The organism is Cupriavidus oxalaticus (assembly GCF_016894385.1).
GTDB lineage: Bacteria > Pseudomonadota > Gammaproteobacteria > Burkholderiales > Burkholderiaceae > Cupriavidus > Cupriavidus oxalaticus.
The window spans coordinates 2,270,890-2,297,471 of sequence record NZ_CP069812.1 but is presented as its reverse complement, the minus strand read 5'-3'; the positions used below and the strand labels follow the sequence as shown (position 1 = coordinate 2,297,471).

Genomic DNA, 26,582 nt, shown 5'->3' with positions numbered 1-26,582 from the left:
TTACCCGTAAGCAACATCACAGACCGTTTCCACTGCGGCCTTCCAGTACCTGGCCGAGCAGCCTGGCTACCATCCGGTTCGAGAGCAGCACCGGCGCGCCGGCATGGCGCGCGACTTCGGCCCGCATTGCCTCGGTGTAGCCCATGCAGTGCATCACCACCAGGTCGCAGCCGCGCAGCGTCTCGCCGGCCTGCGCAAAGCGGCCGGTGGCAGTGTCTGCATAAGGCGAGGCATGCGTGACGCGCAGTTCGCAGGACACCGGCTCGATCAGGTGAAAACTGCCGACCTGGCCTTCGAGGGGCAGCACGATGCCGAGCCGCTTGCATCCCCGGGCGAGCGCGACGGTCAGGTGGTCCACCACCTGCTGTGGCTCGATCACCAGCGTGCGCATCGGCGGCAGCGCGGTGCCCGTGCACAGCGGTACCAACGCGTCGAAGCGGCCATCGTCGAGCGATGCCATCAGCCGCGCGAGCATGGCCTCGGCCACCGGCTTGCCCATCACCGCCTGCGAGCCGTCGCGCAGGCGGCTGGCAAAGCGGTATTCGCCATCGGCGGGGGCGAGTGCGGCGATTGCGTCCGCGTCGAGGTCGTCGAGGATGCCGAATTCTTGCGCCGCCACCGGCAATCCCAGGTCGGCCAGCATCTGCGGCACCACGTCGGTCCGCGGCGCCTGGCCGATGGTCACGAAGGCCACGCGCGGCAGCCGTTCGGCCGTGGCGGTCATGCCGCCACCCCAGCGGTTTGCAAGTGCTTCAGCGACCCATAGCGCCGCTGCAGTTCGGCCCACTCGTCCACGTCGTAGAAGGCGCACTGGCCCTGGCCGAACAGCTTCGCGACCTCGATGCAGAAGCGCGTGGCCACGTCCAGATCATGGGCATTGGTCACGCCGGTCGCGCAGCCCGGCACCGTGGTCTGCGCGGTCAGCGCGACGCCGACCACCGGCGCGTCGGTGACGATGGCCGGCTGCATGATCGAATTGACGTGCCACAGCCCGTTCTCGTAGGGCGTGAGGTCCTGCGTGGTCAGCGGCAGCACCACCGGCAGCTCGCCGCTGACCCAGCCGATCAGGTCCAGCATGCGCTCGGGCAGCCGCAGCAGCCAGCCCTGCCTGGCCACCGGCGTCAGCGCGACGCCGCGTCGGTTGACGAAGCGGTTGCCGCGCGTGGTGTCGACCGACAGGATCGCCGCCATGTGCGGATGGACCTCGTGCGACATCATCGTGCGCATGGCGAAGGGCGACTTCATCATCGGCACCGGCTGGTGCGGCCGCGTGGCGGCGTGCGGGCAGATATGCGTGTGGATGCGGACCGGGCCGGCCAGCACGTCGCCGCCGGCGGCCATGTCGGCCAGCTTCAGCGCGGTGGCGACCGCGACGATGGCGCCGTCGGCATCGGATACCAGGCCGGTCACGGCCGGACGCGCGCCCACGCCGCCGAGGCGGCCGACCACGCCCAGCGCGGGCGCATCGGGATTGCGGCCGGGCAGGGTGCAGGCGAGGAAGTCGGTGTAAAGGCCGTTCTCTTCCACGCGCGTCACCGTGACGTCGCGGATGCCGCGTGCGCGCAGCAAGGTGGCAACGGTTGCGCCGTCGATGTTGGCTGCGGACAGCAGCTCGATCGATTCAATCACCTGCTTGATGGACATGTTGCTTTGGGTTCCTTGCTAGCTTTCCTGTATTGCGATGGGTCAGATGGCAGCGGCGCCGGCCGGCACGGACAATGCGCCGGGGGCGACGTCTGCGATCTTCTGGCCAAGGAACCAGCGCGCGCCATGCGCGCCGCCCATCTCCATGCGATCGCCCGATACGCGCACCCAGTTGCCTTCGGGCAGGCCCAGCACCGGCATCCGCGGCTGCAGCACCGTGAACTCGGCCAGCCGCTGGTCGCGCGTTTCGCCGCGGAAGCCCGGCACCACCAGGTTGAAGTAGTGCGGGTTGATCTGGAAGGGCACCAGCGCGAGCGCATCGAGGCCGCCGGGGTCGGCGACCGGCATGTCGTTGGTGGTGCGGATGGTCGGGCAGGCGACATTGGTGCCGGCGCTCCAGCCGATATAGCGCGCCGCATCCGCAGCCACCTGGCGCGCGATGACGGGCAGCAGGCCGCGCTCGCGCAGGCATTGCAGCAGGCGGAAGGTGTTGCCGCCGCCGATGACGATCAGCTCGGCCGCTTCGACCGCCCGCACGCAGTCGGCATCGGACAGCCGGTGCGGCGAGTGCGCTTCGATGCCGGCCGGGGCCAGTGCGTCGCGCACCAGCGCTTCGTAGGTGTCCCAGTCGCGCGTGACGCCGGCGAACGGGAGGAAGCAGGCACGGGTGCGGCCGGCGGCCAGTTCGCGGAGCGCGTCGTGGGCATGGACGAGGTAGCCCGCGTCGCTGGTGGAATTGCTCAGTAACAGGAGTTCCATGGAATAGGCGGCAGGATTGCTATTGACCGGTGGTGTCGCCGGGATGGAGCCAGAGCGGATCGCCGATGCGCTGCCCGACCGGCGCCACCGCCTGCACCAGTGTTTCGCGCAGCGCCTGGGCCTGGGCCTGGCTGACCTGCATCGCGGTGAAAGACAGGCACAGGCCGCGCACATCGCCGGAAAGCGGATCGGCCAGCGTGGTGGCCACCGCGCCGATGCCCGGCATGCCTTCATTCACCGCGATCGCGCTGCGCTCGCGGCTGGCGCTTGCCACGCGCTCGGCCAGCTCGGCCACGGTAGTGGGGCAGCCGGCCGGCGCCTCGGGCAGCTCGCGCGCGCCGGAGGTGCCATAACGTGCTCGGAATTCGGCTTCGGGCAGGCGCGAGAGCAGGACGCGACCCATCGCGGTGGTGAAGGCCGGCCGGCGCGCGCCCGGCGGCGACAGCACTTGCACCGGGTTGCTGCCGTTCAGGCGCTGCAGGACCACGGTGTCGGTGCCGTCCAGCATCGACAGGTAGGCAGTGAAGCCGGTGGAGTCCGACAGCGCGGCCAGGATGGCCCGGCATTGCTCGTCGAACGGATGTGCCTGCGTCGCCGCCTGGGCGGCGCGGATCAGCAGCGTCCCCGGGCGGTAGCGCCGCGTCGACGGCTGCAGCTCCAGCAGCCGGTAGCGCACCATCTGCGCCAGCAGCCGCGAAGCCGAGCTCCTGGCCAGGCCGAGTTCGTCAATGACGTCGTTGAACGTGACCTCGTGCCGGCCCTGTTCGAACATGGCCAGCACGCTTTCCACGCCTTCGAGAATGCTCACACCGTCGCTCCGCCTTTCTGATTTTTCATTTGGTTCCGTTTTTTGGAACCATGGTTCCGTAAATCGGTTTGGAAATCATAGGACGGCCGGGACCGGAATACAAGAGGGACCGGCGAGAAGACAAAAAAAGGACGCTCGCAAGCGTCCCTTAGTCCATCAGCAGGCGTGTGCCTCAGTGCGCCGCCATTGCATCCGCCGAACCGCCCCCGCGCCTGGCTGGCCGCGTCAGCCAGACAAAGCCGATTAGCACGAAGAACAGCATCCCGGAGATCCAGAAGATATCGTTGGCGCCCAGCATGGCGGCCTGCTGGGTGATGCTGCGCTCGATCACACCCACCGCCTGCGCCTGGCTCATGCCCATCTGCATCAGGTGGTTGAGCTGTTCATGGTAGGCCGGGTTGTACGGGTTCACCTGCTCGACCAGCTGCGCATGGTGCAGGGCCGTGCGGTTCTCCCATACCGTGGTCGAGATCGAGGCGCCGATGCCGCCGAAGGTGATCCGCACGAAGTTCGACAGGCCCGATGCCGCCGGGATCTTCTCGGCCGGCTGTCCCGACAGGATGATCGACGTCAGCGGGATGAAGAACATCGCCATCGCCGCGCCCTGGATCAGCGTCGGCACCATCAGCGTCCAGGTATCGACCTGCGTGGTGAAGCCCGAACGCATCAGGCTGACGATGCCGAAGGTGATGAACGCGGCCGTTGCGACCCAGCGCGCATCCATCTTCGGCAGGTTGCGCCCGATCACCGGCGACAGCAGGATCGCGAAGATCCCCACCGGCGCCATCACGATGCCGGCATCCGTCGCGGTATAGCCGACGATGGTCTGCAGCCACAGCGGCAGGATCACCAGGTTGCCGAAGAACAACCCGTAGGCCACCGAGATGGCGATCACCCCCGAGCTGAAGTTGCGGCCCTTGAACAGGCTGATGTCGACGATCGGATGCTTCTCATAGCTCTCCCACGCCAGGAAGAACAGGAAGCCGACAATGGCGACCAGCGTCAGCACCACGATCTCGGTGGAGTGGAACCAGTCCAGCTCCTTGCCCTTGTCGAGCATCAACTGCATCGACCCCACCCAGATCACCAGCAGCGCCAGGCCGATGCGGTCGATCGGCAGCACCTTGGTCGGCGTCTCGCGGTCCTTGTAGATGGCCCAGGTGGCGTAGGCGGTGATGATGCCCACCGGCACGTTGATATAGAAGATCCACGGCCACGTCATGTTGTCGGAGATCCAGCCGCCCAGCAGCGGGCCCATGATGGGCGCCACCAGCGTGGTCATGCCCCACAGCGCCAGCGCCATGGTGCTCTTGGCGGGCGGATAGCTCGACAGCAGCAGCGACTGCGACAGCGGAATCATCGGCCCCGCCACCGCGCCTTGCAGCACCCGGGCCGCCAGCAGCGTTTCCAGGTTGGGCGCGACGCCGCACAGCCACGACGCCAGCACGAACAGCAGGATCGACGTGATGAACAGCCGCACCGCGCCGAAGCGCGTGGTCAGCCAGCCGGTCAGCGGCACGGAGATCGCATTGGCCACCGCGAACGAGGTGATGACCCAGGTGCCCTGGTTGGGCGCCACGCCGAGGTCGCCCGAGATCGCCGGGATCGACACGTTGGCGATCGATGAGTCGAGCACGTTCATGAACGTGGCCAGCGACAGCGCGATGGTGCCGATCACCAGCTTGCCGCCGGTCAGCGGCTGCGGCTGCTGCGGCGCCAGCGGCGTGGCAGGCCGCGCCGGCGTGCCGGCGCCGGACTGCGCGGCGGTGACGGAGTTGGCCATGGTCAGGTGCGGGCAGGCTTGGCGTTGGCGGCGCTGGCCGCGTTGGCGGTGTTGCCTCCGTTGGCAAACGGCAGGCCGGCGGCGCGGCCGCCGTTGTTGGCGGTGATGATCTGCGCGATCAGCTGGTCGGCGTCCTGCGCTACCTTGTCATAGACATCGGTCTGCATCGGCCTGGCCGGCGCGGCATTGGCCATGGCGGCGCCTTCCTCGCGGCGCACGTCGACCTTCACGGTCATCGACAGGCCCACGCGCAGCGGGTGGTCCTTGAGCTGCTGCGGATCCAGCGCGATACGCACCGGCAGGCGCTGCACCACCTTGATCCAGTTGCCGGTGGCGTTCTGTGCCGGCAGCAGCGAGAAGGCCGAGCCGGTACCGGCCGAGAAGCCCGCGACCTTGCCCTTGTACTCCACCCTGGAGCCGTACACGTCGGCCTCCAGCGTCACCGCCTGGCCGATGCGCATATGGGTGATCTGCACTTCCTTGAAGTTGGCGTCGACCCAGACCTGGTCCAGCGGCACCACCGCCATCAGCGGCGCGCCCGCGGCCACGCGCTGGCCCACCTGCACCGAGCGCTTGGCCACGTAGCCGGTCACCGGCGCCGGCAGCGTCGAACGTGCGAACGACAGGTAGGCCGAGCGCAGGTTGGCGGCGGCGCGCTGCACGTTGGGGTGCTTCTCCACCGTGGTCTGGTCGGTCAGCGCCTTGTTCGACGCGAGCTGCTCGCGCGCGGCCAGCAGTGCCGATTCCGCGGCCTTGAGCGCGGCCTGCGCGTGCGCGATCTCTTCATTGGAGACCGCGCCCGAGCCGGCGATGGCCTGGCGGCGGCGCAGGTCTTCGCGCGCCTTGGCGACATCGGCTTCGCGCAGCGCCACGTTGGCGGCGAGCGAACCGTTGTTGACGTACAGCGTGCGCACCTCGCGCACGGCCTGCGCCAGTTGCGCCTCGGCCTGTTCCATCGTCACCTGGGTATCGGCCCGGTCAAGCTGGATCAGCGGCTGGCCGGCGGTGACGAGCTGCGTGTCGTCGGCGGCGATCGACACCACGGTGCCGCCGACCAGCGGGGTCACCTGCACCACATTGCCGGCGACGTAGGCATCGTCGGTGGTTTCGAAATGGCGGGCATACAGGCCCCAGTACACGCCGTAGCCGATGCCGGCGACGACGATCGCCGCGGTCAGCGACAGCAGCATGCGCTTGCGCTTGCCGTTGTTGTCGGTGGCCGGGACTTGCTGGGGATTGCTGGTGCCGGCCGCTTGCTGGTTATTGCTCATGATGTTCTCTGCTGAATCTGGTCTGCAATCACTGGGTGCGCGGATCAGCCGCGGGCGCCCGCCTGGGTCTTGTCCTGTTGCTGCGCGGTGCCGGTCTGGCCGTGGCCTGCGTGGCTCTCTTCTTCGGCGGGCTCCTGGTAGCCGCCGCCGAGCGCCTTCATCAGGCCCATCTGCAAGTCAAGCCGGCGTGCCTGCAGGTCGGTTGCAAGCCGGCGCTGCTGCAGCACGTTGCTTTCCGCATTCAGCACGGTCAGCTGCGTGCCCAGGCCTGCCTTGTAGCGCGTGGTCGCCAGCGCGTAGGCGTGCTCGGCCAGGTCCAGGGCTTCGCGCTGGGTCTGGATCTGCTTGTCGACGCTGCGGATGCTGGTCATGGTGTCGGCGGTTTCGCGCAGCGCATCGACCAGCGCCTGGTTATAGTTGGCCACGGCGATGTCGTAGCCGGCGTACTTGCCCTTCAGGTTGGCGCGTAGCCTGCCGCCCTCGAAGATCGGCAGGCGGATGGTCGGGCCGATGCCGAAGGTGCGGCTGATACCCATCAGCAGGTTCGACGGGTCCAGCGCGGCCAGGCCGGCAAAGGCTGTCAGGCTGACATCGGGCAGGAATTCCTTCTTGGCGACGTTGATGTCCTTGGACGCCGCTTCGACGCGCCAGCGCGCCGCCACCAGGTCGGGGCGGCGGCCCAGCAGGCCGATGGTCAGGTCGTCGGGCAGGGTGGGTGTGGCCTGCGCCAGCAGCACCGGAGGCTGGATCTGCAGGCCGCGGTCCGGCCCCTTGCCCAGCAGCGCGGCGAGCTGGTTGCGGGCCAGCGCGATCTCTTCGTCCACGCGCTGCAGGTCGGTCTGCGATGCGGCCACGGTGCCGCGAGCCTGCGTGGTCTCGACCTGCGTGTCCAGGCCCGCGGCCAGCCGCTGGCGCGACAGCTCGGTCAGGTCGCGGCGCTGCGCGATGGCGCGCTCGGCGACGTCGCGCTGGGCATACAGCGCGGCCAGGCGGGCGTAGTTGCGCGCGATCGAGGTCGCCAGGATCAGGCGCGAGGCCTGGCTTTCCGCCTCGGCGGCACGGTCGTCCGACAGCGCGGCTTCGAGCGCGTCGCGGTTCCTGCCCCAGAAGTCGAAGTCGTAGGACAGGCCCACCTGCAGGCGCGACTGGTTCTGCCACGAGCCGGCCAGCGGCGTGCCCTTGAACAGGTCATTGCTGGAGAAGCGCTCACGGATCAGGCTGCCTTCGAATTCCAGGTGCGGGTAGAGTGCGCTGCGCGTGGCCTCGGCCATGGCGCGCGAGGCTTCCACGCGGGCAAAGGCCGCCTGCAGGCTGGGATTGTCCTTGACGGCTTCGTCGACCAGCGCGCTCAGTTGCGGGTCCTTGAACTGGTCTACCCAGTCCTGCGTGGGCCACTGGCCGTGTTCGCCGGGCAGGGTTTGCGAGCTGGCCATCGTGACCGGGTCGGCCAGGGTCTGGGTACTGTGCGAGTTGCCGAATGCGGCGCAGCCGGCCAGAACCGCCGCGGCCACGGCGGTCAATGCCAGCGTGCCCGCGCGGCGTGCCAGCTCGAGCGGGCGCGCCGGCAGGGGGGCTGGTGAAGAGAGGGCTTGTTTCATGGTGTCGCTCCGTGTCCGGAGCCATGCTTTGTGACGGGTGGTACGGGGTATCCGGCGTGCCGGACGGTCTGTCTTGCCGGGTTAGGGGTCCGGCCGGCGCCGCGCTACCCGCTGTAGTTGTCGATGACCCGACGCAGCATGCTTTTCAGCAGCTGGACTTCGTCGGCGGAAAATCCGCTGAAGTGCTGGGAAAGTACTTTGCAGAAGATGGCCGGCAGGCGGTCTGCCAGGGCCTGGCCCTGTTCGGTCAGCAGCAGATCGACCACGCGGCGGTCGGCGTCGCGGCGCTGCCGTTCGATCAGGCCGCGCTTTTCCATGCGGCTGAGCAGGCGCGTGACCGAGCCCATGTCGGTATTCAGTTCGCGCCCCAGATCTGTGACGGTCGCGGCACGTCCGGTGGCGATCATGATCAGGCAACTGGCCTGCGCATGCGTAATGTCCAGGCTGCTGACCTCTTGCTCCACGGTATGTGCGAGCGTGTTCTTCGCGCGTTGCAGCAGGTAGCCGACGCTGTCGCACATCTGGTATTTGGCGGGATCGAACAACCCGGATTCTGTTGCCGGCAGTCCGGAAGGTGGGTCCTGTGACATCTTTGCCTTTGCAATCTTTGCTGAGGCAAATATATGTTCACGTTTAAGGATGCGCAAGAACGGAAATTGGTTATTTCTATTTTTGCAATAATATTTGCATTGGGAGTGACGGTTGAGGTCAACGCATCTTGCGCCGCAACATGCTAGAATGTTGGGTTACCTCAGATTCTCCGACCCTCCTTGCGAGAGTCGCTTTTAGCGAGACGCAGCAATGACCCGCGCCATCCGAAACATCGCCATCATCGCCCACGTCGATCATGGCAAGACCACCCTGGTCGACCAGCTCCTGCGCCAGGCAGGCACCTTCCGCGACAACCAGCAAGTCGCCGAGCGGGTGATGGACTCGAACGACCTGGAAAAGGAACGCGGGATCACGATTCTCGCGAAGAACTGTGCCGTCGAATACAACGGCACCCATATCAACATCGTCGACACCCCGGGCCACGCCGACTTCGGCGGCGAAGTGGAGCGCGTGCTGTCGATGGTCGACGGCGTGCTGCTGCTGGTCGACGCCGTGGAAGGTCCGATGCCGCAGACCCGCTTCGTCACGCGCAAGGCGCTGGCGCTGGGCCTGAAGCCGATCGTGGTGGTCAACAAGATCGACCGCCCGGGCGCGCGTCCGGACTGGGTCATCAACCAGACCTTCGACCTGTTCGACAAGCTGGGCGCGACCGACGAGCAGCTCGACTTCCCGGTGATCTACGCCTCGGGCCTGAACGGCTTTGCCGGCCTGACCGATGACGTGCGCGGCGGCGACATGAAGCCGCTGTTCGAGACCGTGCTGGACAAGGTGCCGGTGCGTAACGACGATCCGGACGGCCCGCTGCAGTTGCAGATCATCTCGCTGGACTACTCCAGCTACGTCGGCAAGATCGGCGTGGGCCGCATCTCGCGTGGCCGCGCCAAGCCGCTGCAGGACGTGGTGGTCAAGTTTGGCCCGGAAGGCAACCCGATCAAGGGCCGCATCAACCAGGTGCTGAAGTTCCAGGGCCTGGAGCGCGAGATCGTGCCCGAGGCCGAAGCCGGCGACATCGTGCTGATCAACGGTATCGAAGAACTGGGCATCGGCTGCACCGTGTGTGCGCCGGACGCGCAGGACGCGCTGCCGATGCTGAAGGTGGACGAGCCGACGCTGACCATGAACTTCTGCGTCAACACCTCGCCGCTGGCCGGCCGTGAAGGCAAGTTCGTGACCAGCCGCCAGCTGCGCGAGCGCCTGGACCGCGAACTGAAATCGAACGTGGCGCTGCGCGTGGCCGATACCGGCGACGACACCATCTTCGAAGTGTCGGGCCGCGGCGAACTGCACCTGACCATCCTGCTGGAAAACATGCGCCGCGAAGGCTACGAGCTGGCCGTGTCGCGTCCGCGCGTGGTGTTCAAGGAAATCGACGGCGTCAAGAACGAGCCGTACGAACTGCTGACCGTGGACGTCGAAGACAGCCACCAGGGCGGCGTGATGGAAGAGCTGGGCCGCCGCAAGGGCGAACTGCTCGACATGGCCTCGGACGGCAAGGGCCGTACCCGCCTGGAATACCGCATCCCGGCCCGCGGCCTGATCGGCTTCCAGGGCGAGTTCCTGACGCTGACGCGCGGCACCGGCCTGATCAGCCATATCTTCGACGACTACGCGCCGGTGCGCGAAGGCGGCCTGGGGGAGCGCCACAACGGCGTGCTGATCTCGCAGGACGACGGCGACGCCGTGGCCTACGCGCTGTGGAAGCTGCAGGACCGCGGCCGCATGTTCGTCAAGCCGGGCGATGCGCTGTACGAAGGCATGATCATCGGCATCCACAGCCGCGACAATGACCTGGTGGTCAACCCGATCAAGGGCAAGCAGCTGACCAACGTGCGTGCTTCGGGTACCGACGAGGCCGTGCGCCTGGTGCCGCCGATCCAGATGTCGCTGGAGTATGCGGTGGAATTCATCGCCGACGACGAGCTGGTCGAGCTCACGCCCAAGAGCATCCGCCTGCGCAAGCGTCACCTGAAGGAGCACGAGCGCAAGCGTGCTTCGCGCGAAGGCGCGTAAGCGTTGAGCTGGTCATAAAAAGCCGCGCCCCAGGGCGCGGCTTTTTATTGCGCGTCGGGCAGCGGCGCCATTGCCGGCGCACGCGGGCTGCGCCATTCCGGCGGCTTCCACAGGTAGCGCAGATCGCGGTCGCGCCACGCATCGACGAACATGTCGCGCCATTCGTGGAAGGTCAGCGTCAGCGGGTTGTGCGTGCGCAGCTGGCGCGTGATGCCGTACACCGGCGCCTCCCGCTCGGGGACGAAGGTGCCGAAGAGCCTGTCCCACACCGTCAGAACGCCGGCGTAGTTGCGGTCGATGTACTGCGGGTTCTTGGCGTGATGCACGCGATGGACCGAAGGCGTATTGAACACCGATTCGATCCAGGGCCAGCGCACTCCCAGCCGCGTATGGACGAAGAACTGGAATGCCAGGTTCAGGCCGACGGCCAGGACCACCCAGTCCGGCGTAAAGCCGATATACGCCAGCGGAATCCAGAACAGCCACATCCCGGACAGCGGATACGTCAGGCTCTGCCGGAACGCCGTCGAGAAATTCATGCCTTCCGACGAATGATGCGTCACGTGCGACGCCCATAGCCAGCGCACGCGATGGCTGGCGCGGTGGAACCAGTAATAGAGGAAGTCCTGCAACAGCAGCAACAGCGCGAATGACCACGCCGTCTCCGGGACGGCACGCCATCCATGCTGGTAACACCAGCTGTACACCGTCCGGATCATCAGCCAGAGGAAGAACGCGTCCGAGGCCTGGTGCATCAGCGCGAGCGCGGCGTTGGAGGCGGTATCGCGCAGGCTGTACACCGACCGGTCGCGGCGTGCCCAGTACCAGGCCTCGCCGGCAATGGCCAGCAGGAAGACCGGCGCAAACGCCAGCAGCACGAGTCCGGGATCGAGCGATTCGGTGGTCATCCCGCAAGTGTGCACATTCCGTCCGGAATTGCTACGAGGAATTCCTCCAAATCTTCGCGATGAGGTTGGTGCGCTGCAGCCGGCACATCTTTGCATTCCTGCACTCGCGTGCAGTTGTGTCGCGCATAGGAAGGCAGCTAATCCGGGTCAAGGAAGCATCGTGCACGCCGTAGATGAGCAGGGCCTCGCCCCGTTTTCTTCGCGCTGTTTTCTTCGCGTTTCTACCCCCGGAGCTTCAATGTTCAAGAACACTACCATCGGAGCCAGATTGTGGTTCCTGACGATCGTTGCCAACTTGCTGCTTCTGATTGTTGCCGCCGTAGGTTGGCATGGCATGTCACGCAGCAACGATGCCACGCGCCAGATCTATTCGCAGCAATTGTCGGCAGCGGTGCATCTTGCCGAAGCGCGCTCGAACCAGCTGCTGGTGCGGGTATTGCTCGACCAGGCCACCCTTGTCACGGATCCCGCCGACGCCAAGGCCCGCGCCGCGACCGCCGAGGGCTTTGCGCGCGATTCCGAGAAAGCATGGAAGGCCTACCTTGCGCTGCCGCGCTCGGCTGAAGAAGACAGGATGGTCGATGATGTCACCGCGAGGCGCGATGCGCTGTTCAAGCAAGGCGTGGCGCCGATGATCGCCGCGTTGCACGCGGCCGATCGTGATGCAGTGATGAAGTACGTGCTCGAGGAAATCCCCAAACTCGACATCGCCTTCACCGCGGCCAATGCCGAACTCAACAAGCTGCAACTGGCCAGCGCGAAGGAGGTCTACGAAGCGTCGCAGCACCGCTATCGCAACCTGTTCACGATGTCGGTCATTGCACTGGTGCTCGGTCTCGCGTTCAGCACCGTGGTGGCGTGGCGCCTGCGTGGTTCGATCGTGCAGCCCCTCGATGTTGCGATCACGCGCTTCGACAGGATCGCCGGCGGGGACCTGAGTGCCCAGGCAGCGTCCGGCGGTGAGGTGCAGGCAGATGAGTCAGCGCGCAACGAAACCGCGCGCATGCTGGGCATGCTGGGCCGCATGCAACACAGCCTGGTGGCGATGGTGGGCGAAGTGCGCGGTGGTGCCGACGCGATTGCCTCGGCCAGCAAGCAGATCGCCAGCGGCAATGCCGACCTGTCGCAGCGCACCGAGCAGCAGGCCGCATCGCTGGAAGAAACCGCATCCAGCATGGAAGAGCTGACCAGCACCGTGCGCCAGAACGCCGACAGCGCGCGTGAGGCGCGCACGCTGGCCACGGACGCCAGTGCGCTGGCGGAGCGGGGCAGCGAGGCGGTGTCGCGCGTGGTCGATACCATGCGCTCGATCGACGGCAGTTCGAGCAAGATCGTGGACATCATCGACGTGATCGAGAGGATCGCGTTCCAGACCAATATCCTGGCGCTCAACGCTGCCGTCGAAGCGGCGCGCGCCGGCGAGCACGGCCGCGGCTTCGCGGTGGTGGCGGGCGATGTGCGCGACCTGGCCCAGCGCTGCGCCGGCGCGTCTAAGGAAATCCGCACGCTGATCGGCGCTTCGGTGGCGAACGTGCGCGAAGGGGCGGGGCTGGTCGACGATGCCGGCCGCGCCATGCAGGACATCGTCGACGCCGTGCGGCGCGTGAGCGGCATCATCGGCGATATCAGCGCGGCCTCGGACGAACAGTCGCACGGCATCGAGCAGGTCAACGTGGCGGTGTCGCAGATGGACAGCATGACCCAGCAGAACGCGGCGCTGGTCGAGCAGGCCGCTGCCGCCGCCGCTTCGCTGGAAGACCAGGCGCAGCGGCTGACCGCGCTGGTGGCGACGTTCAGGCTGGCCTGAACGATTGCCGCGGTGCATGCGCCGCAAGCTGCCCACGGGATATGTCCACCGGCGCGGCTGGCGTAGAATCACCCGTTGCATTGGAGGAGTAAGACATGACTGAATTCGTCACGACCGAAGTCCACGGTGGCATCGGATACCTGACGCTGAATCGTCCGCAGGCGCTCAACGCGCTGTCGCTGGACATGATCCGCGCCATGACCCAGGCGCTGCAGGCGTGGGCTTCGGCGCCCGAGGTGGTGGCGGTGGTGGTTGCCGGTGCCGGCGGCAAGGCATTCTGCGCCGGTGGCGATATCCGCTACTTCCACAAGGCGGCGCATGAAGGCGATCCGCTGCTCGACCAGTTCTTCGTCGAGGAATACGCGCTCAATTTCCTGATCCATCGCTACGCCAAGCCTTATATCGCGCTGATGGACGGCGTGGTGATGGGCGGCGGCATGGGCATTTCGCAAGGAGCCCGGCTGCGCCTGGTCACCGATCGCACCCGGATGGCCATGCCCGAAACCAATATCGGCCTGTTCCCCGATGTCGGCGGTGGCTGGTTCCTGGCACGCACGCCGGGCCATATCGGCGAATACCTGGGGCTGACCGGCACCGCGATCAGCGCGGCCGATGCACTGTACGCAGGCCTGGCCGATGCCTGGCTGCCGGGCAACCGGCTGGCCGAGCTGGTCGATTCGCTGCGCGCGCAGCAGTTTGCCAGCGGCGATGCCGTCCTTGCGCATATCGAAGGCTTCACCGCGCCGCACCGCGCTGACTGCCAGCCTGCGCAAAGCACGCTGGCGGGCCTGTCCGCACAGATCGACGCGCTGTTCGCCGGCAATACCGCGCAGGATATCCTGGCGGCCGTCAGCGATGCACCGGGCGACTGGGCTGCGCAGACCGCTGCCATGCTGCGCAGCCGCTCGCCGCTGATGCTGTGTGTGTCGCTGGAGCAGATCCGCCGCGCGCGCGGCATGTCGCTCGAGGATGAGCTGCGCATGGAACTGGACATGATGTACTACGTGTTCCGCAAGGGCGACGGCGTCGAGGGCATCCGCGCTTTGGCGATCGACAAGGACCACAAGCCGCGCTGGCAGCATGCCCGGCTGGATGAGGTTGGTCGCGAGACAGTCCAGTCGTTCTTCGACAGCCCGTGGCGTGCGGAAGACCATCCGCTCGCCGCGCTGGGCAAGGACGCTTGAGCAGCCCGTCGCCACTGCCGGGCGGCCGTGCGCGCCGCTCGCCTCACGGCAGGCCAGTCGCGACTCGGGTAGAGTAGTGGCTGGACCGGCGCGGGCAGCCATGCCAGCCATGGCGCCCGCGCCGTCCGCTTCAAGTGTCCACACAGACAAAGGAGCCGTGATGAGCAATCCTCGTGATGTCGTTGTACTGGTGGGAAGCCTGCGCAAGGAGTCGTATAACCGCAAGCTGGCCAAGGCGCTGATCGCGCAGGCGCCGGCGCAACTCAAGCTGGAGATCGTCGAGATCGGCGAACTGCAGCTCTACAACCAGGACCTGGACGACAAGCCGCCCCAGCCCTGGGCTGCATTCCGCGACCGCGTGCGCCGTGCCGATGCGGTGCTGTTCGTCACGCCTGAGTACAACCGCTCCGTCCCCGCGCCAATGAAGAACGCCATCGACGTGGGCTCGCGCCCCTATGGCAGCAGCGTCTGGGACGGCAAGCCCGGCGCCATCATCAGTGCCTCGCCGGGTGCCATCGGCGGATTTGGTGCCAACCACCACCTGCGTCAGTCGATGGTGTTCCTCAATGTCCCGCTGCTGCAAATGCCCGAAGCCTATATCGGCGGCGTCGACAAGCTGTTCGACGAGCAGGGCGGCATAGCGAACGAATCCACGCGGGGCTTTCTCGACAAGTTCCTGGCCGCGTTCGCCACGTGGATCGACAAGACCGCAGCCACGCGATAAGCCTGGGCGCGGGCGTCGAGGTTTTCGCCGTGCGGGCAGCATCTCCGGCGAAAGATCTGCCGGGGTGGTAAACTCATGCGCCTCCCGAAAAGCCGCGATACTGCTGCGGCTGAATTGTGTGCGACGCCCCCGGCGCACGGGAACCGCCTTCCCGGGCGCCGTTGATATCTGCAAGTAGCATGAGGATTGGTCACGCCGATCCGCTCCCCATGACCATTTTTCAAGGTAAACCTGCCGCGGCTAGTCCGCGCCGCGTATCCGTGGCGCCGATGATGGATTGGACTGACCGTCATTGCCGCACCTTCCACCGCCAGCTCAGTCGCCATACCTGGCTGTATACCGAGATGGTGACCACCGGCGCGCTGCTGCATGGTGACGTGCCGCGCCACCTGGATTTCGATGCGGCGGAGCAGCCTGTCGCGCTGCAGCTGGGCGGCAGCGAACCCGCAGACCTGGCCGCGGCGGCGAAGTTGGGCGAGCAATGGGGCTACAAGGAGATCAACCTGAATTGCGGCTGCCCGTCCGAGCGCGTGCAGCGCGGTGCCTTCGGCGCCTGCCTGATGGCGGAGCCCGAGCTGGTTGCCGATTGCGTGAAGGCGATGCGCGACGCGGTCAGCATCCCGGTGACGGTGAAGCATCGCATCGGCATCGATACCATCGAGCACTACGATTTCGTGCGGGACTTTGTCGGCAGGGTCGCGGAGGCGGGCTGCGACACATTTATCGTTCATGCGCGCAATGCCATCCTGAAAGGCCTGAGCCCAAAGGAAAACCGCGAGATTCCACCGCTGCGCTATGAAGTGGCATACCAGCTGAAACAGGAATTTCCGCAGCTCGAGATCCTGATCAATGGCGGCATCGTCACCTATGACGAGATGGCGCGGCATCTGCAGCACGTCGACGGCGTGATGATTGGCCGCGAGGCATATCACCAGCCCTATGTACTGGCTGAAATGGACGTGCGCTTCTATGGCGACGCCGAGGCAACAGTGCGATCGCGGCTGGATGTAGAGCTAGCGATGCAGGGTTATATCGGCGACATGGTCGAACGCGGCGGGTATATGGGCGCAGTCACTCGACATATGCTGGGGCTGTACCGCGGCGTTGCGGGAGGACGAGGCTGGCGCCGCGTGCTGTCCGATGCAAAACGCATGCATGCCGCGCGCACTCGCGCCGATGTGGATGCACTGTTTGCCGAGGCGCGTACACACCTGCGTCCCCTGGCGTCAGAGCCGCTGGCGGCATAGCACGATTCGCGCTGAACGCTGGGCATCGTCCCGCTATGGGCGCTTGAGTCCTTGCTCTAACACCGAATCGCCAATCTATGCATCGGTTCCCGAGGGTAGCGGGTGCGACACTTGCCATGTCGGATCGACTGGAAACCGGCGTCCGTAAAGGGTTTCAAAGGGATTCCCCTAATTCGCCGGGGCAGGGCACTTTTTTACACTGTGCCTGCCCTCGAATACAGGGCTTTCTTCAACTGATTATTCAGCCCGCTTCGGCGGGCTTTTTTTTCGTCGGCGCGTCCGGCGCTTTTCGTTTACCCGAATGGTGTAATTCCCGGATGACAGTTACATTGCAACGGCCTTCAGGGCATTTGAGATCGCTAAAGTTAAGAGTCCGCGCTGCGGACTCTTTTTTTGCCCTGTTGCGATCGCACCATTCGAGCCGATTTGACCGCACGGCATGGAAAAGAGTTCCATCGGTCACGCCTGGTGCGCGAAATCTATCGCGAAGTATGGCTGATGCCGACGTCCAGCGTTCCGTAGGCCGTAATCCCCGACTCCCGTCCATCGGCTCCGCCGCCCGCACAGCCCGCCAGGGCCGCGACCATTCCCAGCAGCGACAAGACTCCCGCCAGGCGTCCAAGCATTGTTCGCATGCTCCTTCCTTGCAATCTTCCAGAAGATGGTTGGGCCACGGCCAATGCGCCAGGTTCCGGCGAACCTCTGTCGCGCCCGCGTACCGCCCCCATCTCTGGCAACCTGGCCTGCGTGCTACGATTCTTCGCATCGCCACAGGCGAATGGACGGCAGCAAGCGTGGACAAAGCGAACGCAAACAACGAAGAGTCATTCGGCGAGGTGTTTGAGGACTTCAGGCTGGTCTGGGTCGCTGAACCACTACAGGATGGCAAATGGACGGCGCGCTACTGCTGGCACCACGGCACCTCGGAAGCGTCGGGCAGGGCGCTGCAGGAGGCCGTCCTCAACGGCAAGTCACGGCGGCTGCTGGGCCACTTCGACACCGAGGCGGAGACCATTGCCGCCATCAAGCAGGCAGTGTTGCTGGAGGCCAAGTGGCAGCCGCGCAAGGCGTGATGCAGGCCCCGAAAAAATTTGTGCGGAATACTAGCCATCTCGGAAAAGTGTTTGTATAATCTTGGTTTTCGTCGATCAGCGCTTCGCTGATGACCTCTACGGTGGCTGTAGCTCAGTTGGTAGAGTCCAGGATTGTGATTCCTGTCGTCGTGGGTTCGAGTCCCATCAGCCACCCCAAGTTGCCAAGCAAAACAGCGCCTTTACGGGCGCTGTTTTGCTTTCTGGATCTGATTCCAAAGGGTTCATATGTTCCTTCGAGCAGCGGTAGTGGGCGCTGGCGTGGCAGTGGCCGCGATGATGGCCGGGTGTGCCACTGGCACGTCGGAAAAAGACATTCGTGCGCGTCCCCCGATGCGCTTGTTCACGCCGGCAAAAATGGCTGACGTTGCCAAATGCCTGCGCAACAATCTCGGCGATGAGGCGACGGTCGTCAACCTGCCGGCACGGAACCAGACGGAAATCCGGATCGGGCAGCCAAACGGCAGCGGCGAGTTTGCCTATGCCTACCTGATTTCGCTGACGGCCAGGCCTGATGGCACGGCCGTCGAACTCCGCAAGACCAATACATGGTTCCCGCAGATGACGCCGGAAGAACTGGAAACGGAAACCAAGGCGTGCGCGCGTAGCTGATTCAGGGCAGGGCGCAGGTCAGAAAGTGGCGCCGCTTCAAACGGCCAGCTTGTTCGTGGTTTCCAGTTCAAGCATCCTGCAGATAGCGGCCATGCTGCCTACCATGGTCCGGCGCTGCGCGCCCTGATAAACGCGTACGCCCTTGCACTGGCGGAAGGGTACCGGCTTGACCGGGCGGCGGGCGGCGACGTCGTGGGTTTGCGGCATGGTTGCACCTCTTTTTTCAGGCAAAAGCGGGGTCAACACCCGGCAAGCCGGGCGGCGTCTGCAAAGCAATGGAGCGTGTGGGTCCGTGCAGGCGCAAGGCCTGCCGTGCCCGGCTAGAAGCCGGAGGATCGGATCAGGCCGACCGCGATGCCTTCCAGCGAAAACTCTTCGCGCCCGGGTTCAACGATGATGTTGGCGAAGTCCGGGTTTTCCGCGATCAGCTCGATATGACCGCCGCGGCGCTGCAGGCGCTTGACTGTGACATCGTCGCCGAGCCGTGCCACCACGATCTTGCCGTTGGGCGCTTCGCTGGCGCGGCGCACGGCGAGCAGGTCGCCGTCGAGAATGCCGGCGTCGCGCATGCTCAGGCCGCGTACGCGCAGCAGATAGTCGGGGCGTTCATCGAAGACCGAGGCATCGACCTGGTACTGGCGGTCGATATGCTCGGCGGCAAGGATGGGGCTGCCGGCGGCAACGCGCCCCACCAGCGGCAGCGTCAGCTGCAATACGCCAGGGACAGGCAGCGAGAACTGGTCCGGCATTTCCGAATCGCTGCGCGAAACCTTCAGGCGGATGCCGCGCGAGGCGCCCGGCGTCAGCTCGATCACGCCCTTGCGGGCCAGCGCCCGCAGGTGTTCTTCCGCGGCATTTGGCGAGGAAAAGCCGAATTCGGCAGCAATTTCGGCGCGCGTGGGCGGGAAGCCGGTACGGCGGATCGTACTGCGGATCAGATCGAAAATCTGCTGCTGCCGGGGTGTCAGGGTCGCCATGGGATCGCCGTTCCGTGCGGGCGCGCTGGGCAGGGGTGGGAGCGGGTTGCCCACGAACGGGGCTGTCCGCAAATCCTGCATCCGGCGGGCCGGGCACTGTATGTTTAAACAGTATGCTGTGATTTTATACAGTATCGGCGTCAGCGCAAGCAGAATTTTTGGCGGCGCGCGGTGACCGATAGGCCTCGGCGCACGCCATGCAGGCGGAGGTCCGCCATTACAATCGCGATTCGATGCGCCCTGCGCATGCGTTACCTTCCTGTTTCCTGCCCCCCAGCACCCATGAACCAATTGCCTCGCATCGTTGTATTGGCTACCGGCGGCACCATTGCCGGCGCTTCGGGCAACCCCGCCAGCAGCGCACACTACCAGGCGGCCACCGTGCCCGTCTCGTCGTTGCTGGCGGCGGTGCCGGCGCTGAAGTCGGTGGCGCGGATCGAAGCCGAGCAGGTGGCGCAGGTCGACAGCAAGGACATGACCTTCGCGCTGTGGGCCGCGCTGGCGGCGCGCGTCGAACACTGGTCTGCGCAGGCGGATGTGGCGGGCATCGTGATCACGCACGGCACCGACACGCTGGAAGAGACCGCGATGGCGCTGCACCTGACGCAGGCGTGTCCGGTTCCGGTGGTGATGACGGCAGCGATGCGACCGTCCACCTCGCTATCCGCCGACGGCCCGCTCAACCTGCTCGACGCGGTCCGGGTGGCGGCGCATCCGGATGCGTGCGGTAAGGGCGTGCTGGTGGTGCTGAACCAGCAGATCCACGCGGCGCGCGATGTCGCCAAGGCGCATACGTCGGCGGTGGATGCCTTCGTGTCCCAATGCGGGCCGCTCGGGATGGTGCAGGATGACTACGTGCGCTTCGCCCGCACGCCCCGGCAGGCATGGGCGATCGGGCCGATGCCACGCGCATGGCCGGTGGTTGAGATCGTCGCAAGCTACGCGCAACCGGGCCGGATCGCCGTCGACGCGCTGGTGCAGGCCGGCGTGGCGGGCCTGGTGGTGGCCGCGGCCGGCAATGGTTCGATACATGAAGTCCTGGCGGAAGCCCTGGTGGATGCCGCCATCGCCGGCGTGGCAGTGGTGCGCAGTTCACGCACCGGGGCAGGCCATGTGGCGATTCCGGCGCACCCCAGCCCGTCCGATGGCGTTTTTGTCTCTGCCGCGGACCTGAACCCATACAAGGCGAGGGTGCTGCTGGCACTGGCGCTTGCGGCGGATCCTGCGCTGGCGCGGGACCCCTTGCGCCTGCAGGCAGCGTTTGCCCAAGCCTGAGGCAGGCTTGCTGCTTGCACGGCGGACCGGCGCCGGGCTATAATTTACGGCTATTCAACCTTGCCACACCGGACTCGTGACGCCCGGGTGGCTAATCCCAAAAGGAGCGTCAATGCGTCATTACGAAATCGTCTTCATCGTCCACCCGGACCAGAGCGAACAAGTGCCGGCCATGATCGAGCGCTACAAGCAGCTCGTGACCTCGCAGAACGGCAACGTTCACCGCGTGGAAGACTGGGGCCGTCGCCAGATGGCCTACATGATCCAGAAGCTGGCCAAGGCTCACTACGTTTGCCTGAACATCGAATGCGGCAAGGACACCCTGGCTGAACTGGAACACGCGTTCAAGTTCAACGACGCCGTCCTGCGCCACCTGATCGTGCAGACCAAGAAGGCCGAGACCGCTCCTTCGCCGATGATGAAGGAAGTGCAGCGCGAAGAAGCCCGCAAGGCTGCGCAAACGACCACCGAAGGCCAGCCCGCCTGAGTGCGGACTGCGGTGCGAGCCACGGCTGACAGCGTCGGCCAGGGCGGCACCGATGGCAAACAGCAAGAGGCCCCGCGTTGAACCAGCTTCGGCTTGCCGCCACGTTGGCGGAACGCGACGCCCTGCGCTATACCCCGGCCGGGGTGCCCGTCGTGAACTGCATCCTGCAGTACAGCGGCGAGGCGGTCGAGGCGGAAACGCCGCGGCAGGTCGAGTTTGCCATCGCAGCGATGGGGATCGGGCCGGTTGGCCAGCGGCTTGAGCGGCTCCCGCTCGGCACGCTGCTCGACTGCGAAGGATTCCTCGCCCGCAAGCACCGCAACAGCAAGGCTCTCGTCTTTCACATCACCGGATGTAAAGCATTCGTAAAGGATTGAATCATGGCATTCGTCAAACGTGACAACAAGAACAAGAAGCGCTTCCAGCAACAGAACCCGCTGTTCAAGCGCAAGCGCTTCTGCCGCTTCACCGTGGCTGGCGTGGAACAGATCGACTACAAGGATCTGGACACCCTGAAGGACTTCATCGGCGACAACGGCAAGATCACGCCGGCCCGCCTGACCGGTACCAAGGCCCACTATCAGCGTCAGCTGGATACGGCCATCAAGCGCGCGCGTTTCCTCGCGCTGATGCCGTACACCGACCTGCACAAGAACTGATAGGCCCTAGGTCCGTAACGGAGAAAATACGATGCAAGTCATTCTGCTGGAAAAAGTCATCAACCTGGGCAACCTGGGTGACATCGTCAAGGTGAAGGACGGTTACGCACGTAACTTCCTGATCCCGTCGAAAAAGGCGCGCCGCGCCACGCAAACCGCGATCGGCGAGTTCGAAGTCAAGCGCGCCGAGCTGGAAAAGGCCGCTGCCGAGAAGCTGGCCGCCGCGCAAGCCGAAGGCGAGAAGCTGAACGGCCTGACCGTCCAGATCAGCCAGAAGTCGGGTGTGGACGGCCGTCTGTTCGGCTCGGTCACCAACGCCGACGTCGCCGTGGCACTGGAAGGCCAGGGCTTCAAGGTCGAGAAGGCTCAGGTTCGCCTGCCGAACGGCCCGCTGAAGATGGTGGGCGACCACCCGATCAGCGTCGCGCTGCACACCGACGTCGTGGTCGACGTGACTGTGTCGGTGCTGGGCGAGCAGGTCTAAAACCTGTTGCAGCGGTGCCGCGCCGCGGCGCCGCGTGAAGCACTGCAAGCAGAAAAGGCAGGAGCCCTGGCTCCTGCCTTTTTTGTTGTCCCGCTTGCGCTGGCTGGCAGATGTCAGGCAGATGTCGGGCAAATGTCCGCTGTAGTGCGTCCTCCTGCCAGCGCCCCGCCGTTATAATCCCTCCCCATGAACGCGCCCGTCGCCGACCCCCAACTCGACAACCTCAAGGTTCCGCCGCATTCCATCGAAGCCGAGCAGTCGGTGCTCGGTGGCCTGCTGCTGGACAATGCCGCCTGGGACCGCATTGCGGACTTCCTTTCGGAGGCGGATTTCTACCGCTTCGACCACCGGATGATCTTCCAGAGCATCGCCCGGTTGATCTCGGCCACCAAGCCGGCCGACGTGATCACGGTCTACGAAATGCTGCAGGTTGCGGGCAAGGCCGAGGAGGTTGGCGGGCTGGCGTACCTGAATTCGCTGGCACAGAACACGCCCAGCGCGGCCAATATCCGCCGCTACGCGGAAATCGTGCGCGAGCGTGCGGTGTTGCGCAAGCTGGTCACCGTGGCCGACGACATCGCCTCGGCCGCCTTCGCGCCCAAGGGGCGGGAAGTCCGCGAACTGCTGGACGAAGCCGAATCCAAGGTGTTTGCGATCGCCGAGGAAGGCGCGCGCGGCCAGGCCGGCTTCCAGGAAATCCAGCCGCTGCTGACGCAGGTGGTGGAGCGGATCGACGAGCTTTACCATCGCGACAGCACCAGCGACGTGACCGGCGTGCCCACGGGCTTCGTGGACCTGGACCGGATGACCAGCGGCATGCAGGGTGGCGACCTGATCATCGTGGCCGGCCGTCCGTCGATGGGCAAGACCGCGTTCTCGCTGAACATCGGCGAGCACGTGGCGGTGGAGCAGGGCCTGCCGGTGGCGGTGTTCTCGATGGAAATGGCGGGCACGCAGCTGGCCATGCGTATGCTCGGCTCTGTGGGCCGGCTGGACCAGCACCGGCTGCGTACCGGCCGCCTGCTGGATGAAGACTGGCCGCGCCTGACGCATGCCATCCAGCGCATGAACGATGCACAGCTGTTCATCGACGAAACCCCGGCGCTGAACCCGATGGAACTGCGGGCGCGCTCGCGTCGCCTGGCGCGCCAGTGCGGGCAGCTCGGCCTGATCATCATCGACTACCTGCAGCTGATGTCGGGCTCCGGCGGCGGTGAGAACCGCGCGACGGAAATTTCAGAAATCTCCCGTTCGCTGAAGGGCCTGGCCAAGGAGCTCAACTGCCCGGTGATCGCGCTGTCGCAGCTGAACCGAAGCCTGGAGCAGCGCCCGAACAAGCGTCCGGTGATGTCCGACCTGCGCGAATCCGGCGCTATCGAACAGGATGCCGACGTGATCCTGTTCATCTACCGCGACGAAGTCTACAACCCCGATTCGCAGGACAAGGGCACCGCCGAAATCATTATCGGCAAGCAGCGTAACGGCCCGATCGGCACGGTGCGGCTGACCTTCCTGGGCCAGTTCACCAAGTTCGACAACTTCACCGGCGGCCCGGCGTTCTTCGACAACGACACCTGACGAAGTCAAGCCCGCCCGCGAGATCGCGCCGCAGGCCGTCTCGTTTGTGCCAAATTGGCGGGCAGTGTCCGCGTAACCCTGTAAAATATTGCGCTTTGATGACAACCGCCCACCCGGCGGCTGTCGTGCTTCGCGTTCAATCCATCTGCAACACATCAGCAGCGCTACATGCGCCGCCTTAAGGAACATTCCATGTTCGGCCGATTCATGCCCACAGAGGGCAAGTTCTTCGAATATTTCAACCAGCACGCCGACTGCGCGGTGACCGCCGCCCACGAGCTCCAGGCCCTGGTCAACGACCTGCCCAACGCCGAGGCGCATGCCCGCCGCGTCCAGGCCACCGAGAAGAAGGCCGACCGGATCACGCACGACACCATCGACCTGCTGCACAAGACTTTCATCACGCCGCTGGACCGCGACGAGATCCACAAGCTCATCACGACCATGGACGATATCCTGGACCTGATGGAAGACGTGGCCGAGACCATCTCCCTGTATGACGTGACCAACCTGACCGACGAGGCGCTGCGCCTCGCCGCGATCTGCGTGCAGTGCTGCGACCAGGTCAAGATCGCGGTGGGCCTGCTCGAGGACATGGGCAACGCCAGCACCATCCTGAAGACCGCCCAGCAGATCGACCAGCTCGAGTCCGAGGCCGACCGCGTGATGCGTTCGGCCATGTCCAAGCTGTTCCGGGACGAGACCGACGTCAAGCGCCTGATCAAGCTGAAGGCCATCTACGAACAGCTCGAGACGATCACCGACAAGTGCGAGGACGTCGCCAATATCATCGAAGGCATCGTCCTGGAAAACGCCTGAGGCGGCAATCGGCATGCAGACCATTCAAATGAGCCTGTGGGTGATTGCCCTGCTGGTGGCGCTCGCGCTGCTGTTCGACTTCATGAACGGCTTCCACGACGCAGCCAACTCGATCGCCACGGTGGTGTCCACGGGCGTGCTCAAGCCGCACCATGCGGTGGCGATGGCGGCGATGTGCAACGTCGTCGCGATCTTCGTGTTCCACCTGAAGGTGGCGGCCACGGTCGGAACCGGCACCATCCAGGGTGGTGTCGTTGACCACTATGTCATCTTCGGCGCGCTGGTCGGGGCGATCGCGTGGAACGTCATCACCTGGTACTACGGGATTCCGTCGTCGTCGTCGCATGCGCTGATCGGCGGGCTGGTGGGTGCCGCGGTGGCCAAGGCCGGCACTGGCGCGCTGGTTGCCAGCGGCCTGCTGAAGACGGTGGCGTTCATCCTGGTGTCGCCTTTCCTCGGCTTCCTGCTGGGTTCGCTGATGATGGTCGTCGTCGGCTGGACCTTTTTCCGCACGCCGCCATCGCGCGTTGACCGCTGGTTCCGGCGGCTGCAACTGGTATCGGCTTCGCTGTACAGCCTGGGGCACGGCGGCAATGACGCACAGAAGACCATCGGCATCATCTGGATGCTGCTGATCGCCAGCGGCCATGTGCTGGCCGGCGATCCGCCGCCGACGTGGGTGATCGTCAGCTGCTACGTGGCCATCGGCATGGGCACGCTGTTCGGCGGCTGGCGCATCGTGCGCACCATGGGCCAGAAGATCACCAAGCTCAAGCCCGTGGGCGGCTTCTGCGCGGAGACCGGCGGTGCGATGACGCTGTTCTTTGCCTCGGCGCTGGGCGTGCCGGTGTCCACCACGCATACGATCACCGGTGCCATCGTCGGGGTCGGCTCCTCGCAGAAGATGTCGGCGGTGCGCTGGGGCGTGGCCGGCAATATCGTGTGGGCCTGGGTGCTGACGATTCCGGCATCGGCCTTCATGGCGGCGATCGCATGGTGGATCGGCCGGCATATCCTGTAACTATCCTGTAACGCGGGATTGGATGGTCTTGCAAAAAGCCAGGCAGCTGCCTGGCTTTTTGTTTGCCCGCGCGCCGGGCGCTCAGCGGTTGGCGAAGGCGGCGATGGGATCGTCGTCGTCGGGCAGCGGGGCCGGTTGCGGCACCAGCGGGACCGGGACCGGGGCCGGTGTCGCCGGCGCGGGCGGCGGCAGGTTGATCGCGCCGGCAACCACCCGCCGCGCGCCGTTGTAGCGCGAGGCCCAGTAAGGCTTGCCCATGTCCTCCAGCCGGACGGTGCCACCAGACGATGGCGCATGGACAAAGCGGTTCTGGCCGACGTAGATGCCGACGTGCGAGTTGGCGCGTCCGGTGGTGTTGAAGAACACGAGGTCGCCCGAAGCGACTTCGCTGCGGTCAAGCATGGTGCCGCGGGTGCCCATGGCTTCGGTGGTGCGCGGCAGGTTGACGTTGGCGGCACGGGATACCACATAGCGCACCAGTCCGCTGCAGTCGAAACCGGCATCCGGCGTGTTGCCGCCGTAGCGGTAAGGCGTGCCGACCAGCGACATCGCCTGGATCGAGATCTCCTCCAGTCCGGCGCTGGGATCGACCATGGGCTTGCCGGGTGCACGCGGCAAGCTGCCATGGCGAGAGGATGGGGAGCTGGCGCACGCTGCCAGCAGCAGTGCGGCGGCGCAGAGCAGCGGCAGGCCGGCCCGGGCGAGCGGGCCTGGCGGTGTGGGAGGATTGGAAGAGCTGCTGGTACGGCGCAATGGCATGCCTGGATTCCGGTCGCCGGCCTGCCGGCGCACCGGCAACCTTGCCGCTACCAGCGTAGCTGGGCGTTGCGCGTACCGGTGCTGACCTTGATCGACCTGGCCTGGCCGTTGTAAGTGGCTTCGATATTGTAGCTGCCTTCCGGCGCACGTATCAGGCAGCGGGGTCCGGCGGCGCGAAAGGTTGCGACCTCCTGTTCGTCGCGCACCAGCTTGACCGCGACGTCGGACAGGAACTCGCCCGCGGCGCCCTGCGTGAACAGGATGCCGATATTGAAATCCTTCTCGCGCGCGGCAAGCGCCTGGCGCTCGTCTTCGGCGACACCGCCGCAGACATAGCTGACCGGGCCCATGGTGCGGATCACCAGGTCGTCGGCCGCGGCGCGTGCCTGCAGCGGGCAGGCCAGGGCCATGGCAGCGCCAATCAGCGCGGCCAGGCGGAGATGCTGTTGGTTCATCGACGCCTCC

Annotated in this window: 28 protein-coding genes and 1 tRNA gene; 16 read left to right on the top strand and 13 right to left on the bottom strand. The window is 65.6% G+C overall.

Annotation, left to right across the window (positions count from 1 at the left end; genetic code table 11):
- Nucleotides 1-16 precede the first annotated feature (16 nt).
- The 8 genes from JTE92_RS23020 to JTE92_RS22985 all read right to left on the bottom strand — a co-directional run bounded on the left by JTE92_RS23020 (nt 17) and on the right by JTE92_RS22985 (nt 8,453).
- A complete protein-coding gene (locus JTE92_RS23020; protein ID WP_063238052.1) occupies nt 17-724 on the bottom strand; it encodes an AroM family protein in 708 nt (235 codons plus the stop codon).
- Nucleotides 721-1,644 (bottom strand): DUF1177 domain-containing protein, encoded by a 924-nt coding sequence (locus JTE92_RS23015; protein ID WP_063238051.1) that lies wholly within the window; start codon nt 1,642-1,644, stop codon nt 721-723. Before JTE92_RS23015 ends, JTE92_RS23020 begins: the two co-directional genes overlap by 4 nt.
- Before the next feature lie 42 nt (nt 1,645-1,686).
- On the bottom strand, nt 1,687-2,403 hold the full coding sequence (gene pepE, locus JTE92_RS23010) for a dipeptidase PepE (protein ID WP_063238050.1): 717 nt from the start codon (nt 2,401-2,403) through the stop codon (nt 1,687-1,689).
- A 19-nt stretch (nt 2,404-2,422) separates the two neighbouring features.
- A complete protein-coding gene (locus JTE92_RS23005) occupies nt 2,423-3,211 on the bottom strand; it encodes an IclR family transcriptional regulator (RefSeq protein WP_063238049.1) in 789 nt (262 codons plus the stop codon).
- A 172-nt stretch (nt 3,212-3,383) separates the two neighbouring features.
- Nucleotides 3,384-4,994: a DHA2 family efflux MFS transporter permease subunit gene (locus JTE92_RS23000; RefSeq protein WP_063238048.1), complete on the bottom strand. Its 1,611-nt coding sequence runs from the start codon at nt 4,992-4,994 to the stop codon at nt 3,384-3,386.
- Between the two features lie 2 nt (nt 4,995-4,996).
- Nucleotides 4,997-6,265, bottom strand: coding sequence for an HlyD family secretion protein (locus JTE92_RS22995; protein WP_063238047.1), 1,269 nt, complete (start codon nt 6,263-6,265; stop codon nt 4,997-4,999).
- Nucleotides 6,266-6,309: 44 nt separating this feature from the next.
- Nucleotides 6,310-7,863 (bottom strand): efflux transporter outer membrane subunit, encoded by a 1,554-nt coding sequence (locus tag JTE92_RS22990; RefSeq protein WP_063238046.1) that lies wholly within the window; start codon nt 7,861-7,863, stop codon nt 6,310-6,312.
- A gap of 104 nt (nt 7,864-7,967) precedes the next feature.
- Nucleotides 7,968-8,453 (bottom strand): MarR family winged helix-turn-helix transcriptional regulator, encoded by a 486-nt coding sequence (locus JTE92_RS22985; RefSeq protein WP_063238045.1) that lies wholly within the window; start codon nt 8,451-8,453, stop codon nt 7,968-7,970.
- Between the two features lie 211 nt (nt 8,454-8,664).
- Here JTE92_RS22985 and typA point away from each other — a divergent pair, with 211 nt between their 5' ends.
- Complete coding sequence (gene typA, locus JTE92_RS22980; protein WP_063238044.1) at nt 8,665-10,485, top strand: translational GTPase TypA; 1,821 nt, start codon at nt 8,665-8,667, stop codon at nt 10,483-10,485.
- A 44-nt stretch (nt 10,486-10,529) separates the two neighbouring features.
- Here typA and JTE92_RS22975 read toward each other — a convergent pair whose 3' ends face one another.
- Nucleotides 10,530-11,393, bottom strand: a complete 864-nt coding sequence (locus JTE92_RS22975; RefSeq protein WP_063238043.1) for a sterol desaturase family protein — start codon at nt 11,391-11,393, stop codon at nt 10,530-10,532.
- Nucleotides 11,394-11,631: 238 nt separating this feature from the next.
- On the opposite strand from JTE92_RS22975, the gene JTE92_RS22970 reads away from it, so the two are divergent.
- The 7 genes from JTE92_RS22970 to JTE92_RS22940 all read left to right on the top strand — a co-directional run bounded on the left by JTE92_RS22970 (nt 11,632) and on the right by JTE92_RS22940 (nt 18,058).
- Entirely contained in the window at nt 11,632-13,200 is a 1,569-nt protein-coding gene (locus tag JTE92_RS22970; RefSeq protein WP_063238042.1) for a methyl-accepting chemotaxis protein, read from the top strand.
- A gap of 95 nt (nt 13,201-13,295) precedes the next feature.
- On the top strand, nt 13,296-14,384 hold the full coding sequence (locus JTE92_RS22965) for an enoyl-CoA hydratase/isomerase family protein (protein ID WP_063238041.1): 1,089 nt from the start codon (nt 13,296-13,298) through the stop codon (nt 14,382-14,384).
- Nucleotides 14,385-14,544: 160 nt separating this feature from the next.
- Entirely contained in the window at nt 14,545-15,108 is a 564-nt protein-coding gene (locus JTE92_RS22960) for an NADPH-dependent FMN reductase (protein WP_063238040.1), read from the top strand.
- A 269-nt stretch (nt 15,109-15,377) separates the two neighbouring features.
- Nucleotides 15,378-16,355, top strand: a complete 978-nt coding sequence (gene dusA / locus JTE92_RS22955; protein ID WP_232353362.1) for a tRNA dihydrouridine(20/20a) synthase DusA — start codon at nt 15,378-15,380, stop codon at nt 16,353-16,355.
- A 794-nt stretch (nt 16,356-17,149) separates the two neighbouring features.
- On the top strand, nt 17,150-17,428 hold the full coding sequence (locus JTE92_RS22950; protein WP_063238038.1) for a hypothetical protein: 279 nt from the start codon (nt 17,150-17,152) through the stop codon (nt 17,426-17,428).
- 101 nt (nt 17,429-17,529) lie between these two features.
- Nucleotides 17,530-17,605 (top strand) — tRNA-His (locus JTE92_RS22945).
- Between the two features lie 102 nt (nt 17,606-17,707).
- Complete coding sequence (locus JTE92_RS22940; RefSeq protein WP_232353303.1) at nt 17,708-18,058, top strand: hypothetical protein; 351 nt, start codon at nt 17,708-17,710, stop codon at nt 18,056-18,058.
- Between the two features lie 36 nt (nt 18,059-18,094).
- Here the strand turns inward: JTE92_RS22940 and JTE92_RS22935 are convergent, their stop codons facing one another.
- Both JTE92_RS22935 and lexA read right to left on the bottom strand, forming a co-directional pair.
- Nucleotides 18,095-18,265, bottom strand: coding sequence for a hypothetical protein (locus JTE92_RS22935; RefSeq protein WP_169834801.1), 171 nt, complete (start codon nt 18,263-18,265; stop codon nt 18,095-18,097).
- A 113-nt stretch (nt 18,266-18,378) separates the two neighbouring features.
- Entirely contained in the window at nt 18,379-19,035 is a 657-nt protein-coding gene (lexA, locus tag JTE92_RS22930) for a transcriptional repressor LexA (protein ID WP_063238036.1), read from the bottom strand.
- A 282-nt stretch (nt 19,036-19,317) separates the two neighbouring features.
- On the opposite strand from lexA, the gene JTE92_RS22925 reads away from it, so the two are divergent.
- The 8 genes from JTE92_RS22925 to JTE92_RS22890 all read left to right on the top strand — a co-directional run bounded on the left by JTE92_RS22925 (nt 19,318) and on the right by JTE92_RS22890 (nt 25,358).
- On the top strand, nt 19,318-20,310 hold the full coding sequence (locus JTE92_RS22925) for an asparaginase (RefSeq protein WP_063238035.1): 993 nt from the start codon (nt 19,318-19,320) through the stop codon (nt 20,308-20,310).
- 112 nt (nt 20,311-20,422) lie between these two features.
- Nucleotides 20,423-20,797: a 30S ribosomal protein S6 gene (gene rpsF / locus JTE92_RS22920; protein WP_042886264.1), complete on the top strand. Its 375-nt coding sequence runs from the start codon at nt 20,423-20,425 to the stop codon at nt 20,795-20,797.
- Nucleotides 20,798-20,874: 77 nt separating this feature from the next.
- A complete protein-coding gene (gene priB / locus JTE92_RS22915; protein ID WP_063238034.1) occupies nt 20,875-21,174 on the top strand; it encodes a primosomal replication protein N in 300 nt (99 codons plus the stop codon).
- A gap of 3 nt (nt 21,175-21,177) precedes the next feature.
- The gene (gene rpsR / locus JTE92_RS22910; protein WP_006163606.1) at nt 21,178-21,456 is read left to right on the top strand and encodes a 30S ribosomal protein S18; all 279 of its coding nucleotides are present in this window, start codon (nt 21,178-21,180) and stop codon (nt 21,454-21,456) included.
- Nucleotides 21,457-21,487: 31 nt separating this feature from the next.
- On the top strand, nt 21,488-21,940 hold the full coding sequence (gene rplI / locus JTE92_RS22905; RefSeq protein ID WP_063238033.1) for a 50S ribosomal protein L9: 453 nt from the start codon (nt 21,488-21,490) through the stop codon (nt 21,938-21,940).
- A gap of 186 nt (nt 21,941-22,126) precedes the next feature.
- Nucleotides 22,127-23,518 carry a replicative DNA helicase gene (locus tag JTE92_RS22900; protein WP_063238032.1) on the top strand — a complete coding sequence of 464 codons (1,392 nt, stop codon included), beginning with the start codon at nt 22,127-22,129 and terminating at the stop codon, nt 23,516-23,518.
- Nucleotides 23,519-23,710: 192 nt separating this feature from the next.
- The gene (locus JTE92_RS22895; protein WP_010809517.1) at nt 23,711-24,337 is read left to right on the top strand and encodes a DUF47 domain-containing protein; all 627 of its coding nucleotides are present in this window, start codon (nt 23,711-23,713) and stop codon (nt 24,335-24,337) included.
- Between the two features lie 13 nt (nt 24,338-24,350).
- A complete protein-coding gene (locus JTE92_RS22890; RefSeq protein ID WP_063238031.1) occupies nt 24,351-25,358 on the top strand; it encodes an inorganic phosphate transporter in 1,008 nt (335 codons plus the stop codon).
- Nucleotides 25,359-25,439: 81 nt separating this feature from the next.
- On the opposite strand, the gene JTE92_RS22885 is transcribed toward JTE92_RS22890, so the two are convergent.
- Both JTE92_RS22885 and JTE92_RS22880 read right to left on the bottom strand, forming a co-directional pair.
- Nucleotides 25,440-26,117, bottom strand: a complete 678-nt coding sequence (locus tag JTE92_RS22885) for a C40 family peptidase (protein ID WP_063238030.1) — start codon at nt 26,115-26,117, stop codon at nt 25,440-25,442.
- Between the two features lie 47 nt (nt 26,118-26,164).
- Nucleotides 26,165-26,572 carry a hypothetical protein gene (locus JTE92_RS22880; protein ID WP_063238029.1) on the bottom strand — a complete coding sequence of 136 codons (408 nt, stop codon included), beginning with the start codon at nt 26,570-26,572 and terminating at the stop codon, nt 26,165-26,167.
- Nucleotides 26,573-26,582: the final 10 nt, after the last annotated feature.